The organism is Mesorhizobium sp. M0751 (genome assembly GCF_040320265.1).
In the GTDB taxonomy this organism is placed as follows: Bacteria; Pseudomonadota; Alphaproteobacteria; order Rhizobiales; family Rhizobiaceae; genus Mesorhizobium.
In genome coordinates this window covers 1-8,758 of record NZ_JAMYPH010000050.1, presented here as the reverse complement: position 1 = coordinate 8,758, position 8,758 = coordinate 1, and the positions used below count along the sequence as shown (strand labels likewise).

Genomic DNA, 8,758 nt, shown 5'->3' with positions numbered 1-8,758 from the left:
ACGCGAAGTTCTGCTGGCCGCGGATCGGCCACCACCGGGTCCAGCTCAATCATGCTCAGCTCATGGCTCTGGTTGACGGAATGGACTGGAAACGGGTTCGGACGGAGACCGTCAGGCGGCCGCAATCGGTTGGGTAAAACCCTGCGGCATGATGAATCAGGGAGCTGAAAAAGCGGGAAAATTGCCCGCGAATATGCTCTGATTTTGGCCATGTCGGCACCCGGGCCAGGCGGAACGAAAAGCTGGGCAAGGGCGAAACGCGAGATCATTGCATTCGCCGTTTCCGCCAGCAACACAGTGTCCCCATCCTCAATGCTCTCAAGGCATGGCTCGACAACATAGCGCCGAAGGTCTTGCCCGACAGCAAGATCGGCGATGCCGTGTCCTACACCCTGAACCAGGGGGAGTACCTGACGCGCTACACCGAAGACGGCAGGATGCCGATCGACAACAACCTGCTTGAGCGCGACATCAGGATTTTTGCCACTGGAAGAAAGAGTTGGCTGTTCAGCGACACTGTGGACGGAGCCAGGGCTAGCGCCGTCATATACAGCTTGATGTTGACCTGCCGCGCCTGTGGCGTCGAGCCCTTGGCCTACTTGCGCCACGTCCTCAGCGAATTGCCGCAGCGCGCCACAGACGCCGACATCACCGACCTGCTGCCCTTCACCTTCGCCAAAACCGCCGCGGCTTGATCCGATAAAGCCGTCTGACAGCGATCCACGTCACATGGCGCACGTCAACGCGCATGGAATGAGCGCTTACGGTGTGATGGCCAACTTCGGGTCAAACTGTATATGTCAATCGCCGAGAAAACTGCCATCGTCCCCACCAGATAACTCATCCTGCTGCGCAGTAACACTCGGTATGAATGATACAGGCAATAGGAAAAGAGGCTCACTCCGAAGGGAATTTAGAAAGGAAATGTGAACTTTCCAAGTGTCAGCAATCAAGATTGCCCTAGGACGCGATCCGTACGCTCATAGAATGTGTGGATTCACTTTCGTATGGAGCGCATCTGGCTGCTAGAGGACGCGGATTCCAATGCGGCTCTAGAAATTATAGGGTGCATCGCAAATCGCGGGCGCACCGGCCCCAGGGCCGGAGCGATTTCCTCAAAGGGCCTACAGACAAGACAGGAAAAAATTGCCGTGGCGCTCGGGGTCCACATCAGCACCGCCGCTGAGCGTGCCCAGCCATCCAAAACGATCAAAACGCGTAGAAGTTTTACCAGAGTTTCACCGCACCGGTTTGTAGGTAAGTAGTGTATGTCGACGCAGGTTCATGTGAATGACCCAAAGGCCCTTGAGGCCCTCAAATGGCGCTGCATCGGACCCGCCAGAGGCGGTCGCGTTGTGGCGGTCGCCGGCGATCCCAACGAACCGATGGTGTTTTACTTCGGCGCCTGCGCGGGCGGCGTGTGGAAGACGATTGACGGCGGCGTTTATTGGCGCTGCGTATCCGACGGCTACTTCAAGAGCGCCACCGTCGGCGCGCTCGCGGTCGCCCGCTCCGACTCGAACGTCATCTATGCTGGCATGGGAGAGGCGACGATCCGCGTCGACGTCTCTTACGGCGACGGCGTATACCGGTCGACCGATGGCGGTCGCAGTTGGATCCATCTGGGACTGAAAGAAACCCGCCATATCGGCAAGATCTGCATTCATCCGCACGACCCAGACATCGTCTATGTTGCGGCGCTCGGCGATGCGTTCGGGCCCAACGAGGACCGCGGCGTGTTCCGTTCCAAGGACGGCGGCAAGACTTGGCAGAAGATCCTCTACCGCAATCCCGACGCCGGGGCCGTTGACATCTCGATGGACCCCAACAATGCGCGCATCCTTTTCGCCACGACCTGGCAGGCGCGGCGGAGCTTCTGGCACCTGAACAGCGGCGGGCCGGGGAGCGGAATTTTTCGGTCACTCGACGGCGGCGACACTTGGGAGGAGCTGTCCGGCCGAAACGGCTTGCCGGCTGGAGTCCTAGGCAAGATTGGTGTTTCCGTCTCGCAGGCGCAGCGGGGGCGCGTCTACGCCCTCATAGAGGCGGAGGACGACAAGGTCGGGCTTTATAGAACCGACGATTACGGCGATCATTGGTTCCGCGTGTCTCAGAACCGCGACCTGATGCATCGCCCCTGGTATTACACCCATGTCTTCGCCGATACGGGTCACGCCGATACCGTCTACGTGACCAACTTCCAGATGTGGAAATCGACCGATGGTGGAGAGAACTTTACCGAAGTGACTACGCCTCACGGCGACAACCACGATCTCTGGATCGACCCGCTCAATCCCAAACGTATGATCGAAGGAAACGATGGCGGTGCCTGCGTCACCTTCAATGGCGGCAGGACTTGGTCCTCGATCTACAATCAGAATACAGCACAATTCTATCGCATCGATGTTGACGACCGGCACCCCTATCGGGTCTACGCCACCCAGCAGGATAACATCTCGATCTCGGTCCCCAGCGCTACCGAATGGGGTATAATCGGCCTGGGCGACTGCACCTATCCGGGCACGGGCGAGAGCGGCTTCATAGTCGTCAATCCCGAGGATCCCGACATAGTCTATTGCGGCGCAATCGGCTCGAGCCCAGACGGGGCGGGGCCTCTGCAACGCTACGACCACCGTACGCGGCAGATCCGCCTTGTGAATGTCTGGCCGGAGAAGACGACCGGTATCGCGCCGAAGAACATGCGCTATCGTTTTGCATGGACCTTCCCGCTCACCTTCTCGCCCCATGATGCAAAGACGCTTTATGCCGGCGGTAACCACGTCTTCCGCAGCCGTGACGAAGGATCGAGCTGGACCGCGATCTCGCCCGATCTCAGTCTCAACGACCCCGCTAGGCAGGACTACTCCGGCGGCGTTCTGACCCGCGAAAACCTGGGCGCGGAGGTGCATGCAACGTGCGCCTCGGTCGTGGAATCTCGGCACCGCAAGGGCGAGATCTGGGCGTCCACCGACGACGGCCTCGTTCATGTGACACGCAATGGCGGGGCCGAGTGGAGCAACGTCACGCCGAAAGCCATGTCCGAGCTCGCCTATATTGGGTGCGTCGAGATCTCGCCGCATGACGCTGACACTGTTTATCTTGCGGCTACGCGCTACAAGCTCGCCGACTATCAACCCTATCTGTTCCGCACGAAGGACAGCGGCAAGAGCTGGGAGTCGATCGTCGGTGACTTCCCGAAGGGCGAGATCACGCGTGTGCTGCGGGCCGACCCGGTGCGGCCAGGCCTGCTCTTCGCCGGCACCGAGACAGGGGTCTTCTTCAGTCTCGACGACGGAGCGCACTGGTCGCGCATGGCCGGCGGCTTGCCCGTGGTCCCGGTTTACGATCTCAAGATCAAGGGAAGCGATCTCGTCGCCGGCACGCATGGCCGGTCCTTCTGGATCCTGGATGACGTGACGCCGTTGCGCGAACTGGCCTCGGATCAGAAGGACGTAAAGCTGGTGAGCCCGCGCCCGACAGTCCGGACTAAGCTTAACTGGATCGTTGGGCAGGGTTTCTCGAAGGTCGGTATGAGCTACGGCCTTCATTGGGGCATAGGCGGCGGCACGGAGGTGGTTGAGTTGGAGGACGGACGAAGCGCTCGCCGCTATCTCGACTGCGGCGAGAATCCGCCGGACGGGGCGATCCTCTATTATTGGCTGCCCAATGATACAGAGGGTCCGGTAAAGCTCACCTTCCTGGACGCTGCGGGCGAGACCATCGTCTCCTTCTCGAGCGACGAAAAGCACGCGCCCTTCGACAAAAAACCCGGCACAAGGGCCGGGCTCCACCGGTTCGTCTGGGATCTCAGGTATCCGGGACCGGCCAAACTCGACCACTCCCTGGGGACTTGGAAGTACAAGCCTCTAGCGCCGGAGGGGGAAGACCCGAGCGGCCCGGCGGTGGTTCCCGGCGACTTCAGGGTTGAGCTTCAAGTCGGCGACGAGAGACAGACGGTCGGCTTCACCGTCGTCAAGGATCCGCGAATAGCTACGACCGACGAGGATTTTGCCGAGCAGTTCGCGCTCTTACAGGAGCTGTTCGGCATGCTCTCGGCTCTTAACCAAGCGGTCAATCGCATGCGGCTCCTGAAGCGGCAGCTCGCGGATGTCCAGAAGCGGCTGGTCGGCAGTGAAAAATCGCTTAGCGAGCGTGCGCAAGCATTGGTCGGTCGGCTCGAGGCAATCGAAGGAGCGCTGATCGATTTCAGGCGCGAGACACCGCAAGACGTCCGCAACTCGGCCGGCTTGCTCGGTTCGCTCATCGACCTCGTCAATGTAGTCGCCATCGCCGATGCGGCGCCGACAATGCAAGCCCGGCAAGTCGCGGATGAGATCTTCTCGAAGGTCCGCGGAGAGATCAAAAAGTTGGACGCGATAGTGAACGATGATGTCGCAGCGCTCAACGTCGCGCTCAATACCGACGGCGTCGTGCTGCTCGGGGCCGGCAAGGCCTAGGTGGCCACTGAGGAAAAACATGCGGCTCAGTGAACTCATTCCAGGAGGAGATAGACATGGATTTTATCGAGCGGATCTTCGGCGTGGCCCCGGATGGGGGCGACGGCACGACCGAGATGCTATACATCGCGGTTGCACTGGCTGTCGCGGCGATGGTAGCTGCACGCAGTTTGGTCCGCCGTCGCGCCGAAAAGCGGCGACGCTAGTTTTTTCTTCTAGGATCGAGATCATGGCCGGCTGGGCCAGCAACGATCGAGACGCCTTTCGCTTGGGGTCGGCTTTACTACTCTGCTCAATGACCGTGAGGGCCGCGTTTAATCGCGAATGGCGACGACACAACGCTGGCGCCTAGAGCGGACTAGATCGCCGTGGAACACGACGATGCGCGAGTATACCTACTTCCGCCGCCTCCCAAGCGCCCGGCCCGGCAGCGAGCTTCGGCTCCTGCCGGGGAAACGGAATGGCAACCATGTCTCGCATAGAGGCGTCTGTTTTTCGGGGAGGGCTTGCTATGTTCAAAGGCCGTCATTTACGACCGATCAGTGATCTTGCTGTGCATGCGCTGTGGGACGGCGAGTGTCCAGGCCACGCGAGACGGGGGAGTAGGATCTATTCCGCTCCAGGCTCGATCAGATCATCAACATGAAGTACGAGCTGGTGCGACTGGCGCAGGCGATCGACTGGCCGGTTCTGGAGCAGCGTTTCGGCGCGGTCTATTCGGATGGCCCTAACATGCCGCCGCTGCCGAACCGGCTGATGGCGGGGCTGGCGATCCTCAAGCACACCTCCAACCTGTCGGACGAGGTGCTGTGCGAGTGTAGGGCGGATAACCGTAGGCGATGCGCCGAGGCACCTTGCAACAGACCGATGAACATGGAGGTTCAGGCCATGGCATTTGGACATGCAGATATGTCCCGAGTTAAGGCCCGCGGCGGCGGCGGCCGAAGATCTTGCAACGGTGCCCGAGCGCGTGCGGCAGCCGAATGTATGGCTGAATCGAGCGAAATGAAAAAATGAAACGCCCACGACAGGCTTTCAACATTGTGAAGATGGATGTGCGGCGTATTCTTGGCCAATGCGTGGGCCAACCGTAAGGCATACAAACCGCCTGTAAATGGGTGCCTAAAACTAGCTGCCGAACGTACAGTTCGTCCAAACGCGCAATACGGTCAATTTTTGTCCAAGTAACACTCAGGATATAGTTGCATAAAAGCAACAATTAGATAAGGCTTGCGGGCTAAGCTTTGAGGTTGCACAAATCACTGTTGCGGATAGCGTCACGCTGCAAGGATACACTCCGATGTACGTCTCTTTCGATCGCGGGGGGGCCAAGATAGTCGTCCATCGACGCTCTCCTTTTTGTTGAGAGGCACAAGTTGAAGCAGCAAGACGGCTGCTAGGTCGCGAGCACACGAACACGCAACACATCGCCGTCCTCCAAACTACATGTCTTCAACGCTCTTTCGGCGGCTTGCTGAGGGGATGCAACTGGGAAAGTCAATGTCCGGGTCGAGTGATTTTGGGGATGAAAAGCGCCAGAGCGAGCTTTCAAGCTTTGTCATGAGGGAGGTGCGACGCATTCTTGCCCAATGCGACGAGGCGAGGCAGGGTGACACGGCTGGAGTTGCGTCGTCAGCCTCTCCTTCCGACGATTTGACCGCCGTGGCCGCCGAATTTCTTGGTAGGCTCGAGGCCGAAGCAGCCCGACGGCTAAACGCTCAGGCCTGTGAGATCGCTTCGCGACCGCGGGCAGCCGATCATCCGCTCGGGCATCCGGTTCTGAAAGAATTTCCGAGAGAAGGCGCCCGCATTGCGGAGTGGGCCGGTCCAGTCGCGGGCTCAACGCATCTCGAGAGACGTTTTGGAATACCGCGGTCAACACTCCATTGGTGGCAGCGGCACAATGATGTGATTGCCTTTCGCAGAGGCTCCCGCAAGCACGTATTTCCCCTGGCTCAGTTCATCGACGGCAGGCCTGTGCCCGGAATCCGGGAGGTCCTTTCCTCGATCTCCGATCCCAGATTGGCTTGGCTGTGGCTGATCAGCCCCTCACCTCTTCTCAAAGGTCGCGTTCCTGTCGAATTGCTCAGGGAAGGCATGAGCACAGAAGCTGTTGCATCGGCCGCCCAGGCAATTTCTCTGATTGGATCTATCTGACGATTGGGCGGACGTCTGTGGCTGTTTAGGCGTCAAATACGTTCACAAACAGCAGATGTACCAATTGTGCGATTTGTGCAAATGTATAGTTGTCCAATTCGTGCAAGTAATACTGACAATTTAGTGGTAAAAATATCAACTGATACTTCGGCATGTGGCTGGCAAACAGAATTTTGACTTGCGCAAATTCGCCCGGCGAATAGCGTTCAAGTCGGGAAGGATGCATCGAGATGCGCATCTTTTTCGATCGTGGGGACAGGGAGCGGTTCGTCCATCGACGTCCTCGCCCTTTCAAATCATTGAATGGAGATCAAGTATGAACATCAAGAGCCTTCTTCTCGGCTCAGCTGCGGCCCTGATCGCAGTTTCCGGTGCGCGCGCCGCCGACGCCGTCGTCGTCGCCGAGCCGGAACCCGCTGAATACGTCAAGATCTGCGACGTCTACGGCGCTGGCTACTTCTACATCCCCGGCACCGAAACCTGCCTGCGCATCGGCGGCTATGTCCGTTACGACATCGGTTTCGGCGACGTCGGCTCATACGATGGTGCGACCAATGAGGATCATGAGGACGGCAGCCGCAACCACACGTGGTATAAGAACGCCCGCTTCTCGCTGAGGACCTGGACCGGCCAGGAAACTGAACTCGGCACCTTGAAGACCTACACCGAGACCCGCTTCGATTTCGGCAATAATGCGACTTTGGTACCGATCCCAATCCCGCGCACAACCAGGCCGTCAATCTGAAGCAGGCCTGGATTCAGCTCGGCGGTCTCCGTATTGGCAAGACGGACACGGTTTCGAAAGCTTCATTGATTATGCCGGTAACGTTCTCAACGACACGCTCGTGCCCTATGGCGACCACAACACCAACGCCATCCAGTACTACTTCGACGCCGGCAACGGCTTCTCGGCCGTCGTCTCGCTTGAAGAAGGCTCGGGCGTCAAGGGCACCATCGACAGCTACGTTCCGCACGTCGTCGGCGGCGTGAAGTACACGCAGGGCTGGGGCGCCATCACCGGCGTCATCGCTTACGACAGCAACTACGAGGAAGTGGCCGGCAAGGTGCGTCTCGACGTCAATGTTAGTGACGCAGTTTCGCTGTTCGCGATGGCCGGCTATGGAACGGACGACAACCTGTCGGATCCGACCTGGGCGATCCCGGCCGCGGTCGCGGCATCTACAAGCAATGGGGCGGCAACTGGGCGGTGTGGGGCGGCGGCACCTACAAGTTCAACGAAAAGACCTCGTTCAATGCCCAGGTTTCCTATGATGAATGGAAGAACCTCGGTGTTGCGGCGAATATCGTTTACGATATCGTTCCCGGCTTCACGATCACGACCGAAGTCGATTACCTGCATGCAGGCAGCTTCGACGAATTCGGTGCCGGTTCTCCTGCTCCGGCCTTGAACTGGACCGGTGCTGACAAGAAAAACAGCGTAGGCGGTTTTGTACGGTTCCAGCGCTCATTCTGAGGATTGGACGGCTCGTACCCGCCTTCGAAGCGGGTAACTGCGAGCGTTCAATTTGCGGCTGAACCATTGTGGTGAGCCTTGAAGAGGTTGTCGGCGGATTGCTTGATCACGGACCTCCAATCCGAGCATTTCGTCGATGAAAAGGGCGCCTGTTCCCGGGCGCCCTTTTTTAGCGCGTTTATGATCAGACTCGCGCAAGCGAGATGGATCGCGCGCAATTGTGCGGCGGACTGCACTCTCCATGCCAGAACGGCATGCCCCCCACACGTCCGATCCTGGCGGCTATTTCTGCCGTTCGCATCGGCGCCCGAAAAGCTCTCACCCACCTGGGCTTGGTAATGCCCCCAGACGCGTTCTCAGTCAACTTGCGTCCGTGCTCGGGACTCTGTACCCAACGTGCCTGTGTTCGGCGGCAGTCGGTGGAGTTGATCAAGTCAGCGCCTTCTTTTCTTGTCGCCCATTTTGCTTACGAAGAGTTTACTCCGCCGTCGCTCTGAGTTTCTGCAAGCTTGCAAGACAAATCCCGACGCCGGCTCCATGTGAGCCCCGAGGCATGCGTTGATGTAACAGTCTTGGTTACGCCGGCGTCTTCAGGTTCGGTTCTGCTTTCGCGCACCTGTGGTGGTGCATTTTCATCCAATCTGTCTATTCCAAGACAGATAGAGCAAGC

At 58.8% G+C, this 8,758-nt stretch carries 4 protein-coding genes and 3 pseudogenes; 6 read left to right on the top strand and 1 reads right to left on the bottom strand.

Going from position 1 to position 8,758, the window contains the following annotated elements; genetic code table 11:
- On the bottom strand, window positions 1–293 hold a 293-nt coding region (locus NKI19_RS32215; RefSeq protein WP_352951283.1), incomplete at its 3' end, for a hypothetical protein.
- Between NKI19_RS32215 and NKI19_RS32210 the strand changes: the two are divergent.
- The 6 genes and pseudogenes from NKI19_RS32210 to NKI19_RS32185 all read left to right on the top strand — a co-directional run.
- A pseudogene (locus NKI19_RS32210) lies at window positions 225–695 on the top strand (IS66 family transposase); the annotation flags it as partial. The gene NKI19_RS32215 and the pseudogene NKI19_RS32210 sit on opposite strands and share 69 nt — an antisense overlap.
- Before the next feature lie 573 nt (window positions 696–1,268).
- Complete coding sequence (locus tag NKI19_RS32205) at window positions 1,269–4,457, top strand: WD40/YVTN/BNR-like repeat-containing protein (protein ID WP_352951282.1); 3,189 nt, start codon at window positions 1,269–1,271, stop codon at window positions 4,455–4,457.
- A 56-nt stretch (window positions 4,458–4,513) separates the two neighbouring features.
- Window positions 4,514–4,663, top strand: a complete 150-nt coding sequence (locus NKI19_RS32200) for a hypothetical protein (protein ID WP_352567646.1) — start codon at window positions 4,514–4,516, stop codon at window positions 4,661–4,663.
- Between the two features lie 427 nt (window positions 4,664–5,090).
- A pseudogene (locus tag NKI19_RS32195) lies at window positions 5,091–5,288 on the top strand (transposase); the annotation flags it as partial.
- A 669-nt stretch (window positions 5,289–5,957) separates the two neighbouring features.
- Window positions 5,958–6,614: an antitoxin Xre/MbcA/ParS-like domain-containing protein gene (locus NKI19_RS32190; RefSeq protein ID WP_352567645.1), complete on the top strand. Its 657-nt coding sequence runs from the start codon at window positions 5,958–5,960 to the stop codon at window positions 6,612–6,614.
- 316 nt (window positions 6,615–6,930) lie between these two features.
- Window positions 6,931–8,088, top strand: a pseudogene (locus tag NKI19_RS32185) (porin).
- The last annotated feature ends 670 nt before the right edge of the window (window positions 8,089–8,758 follow it).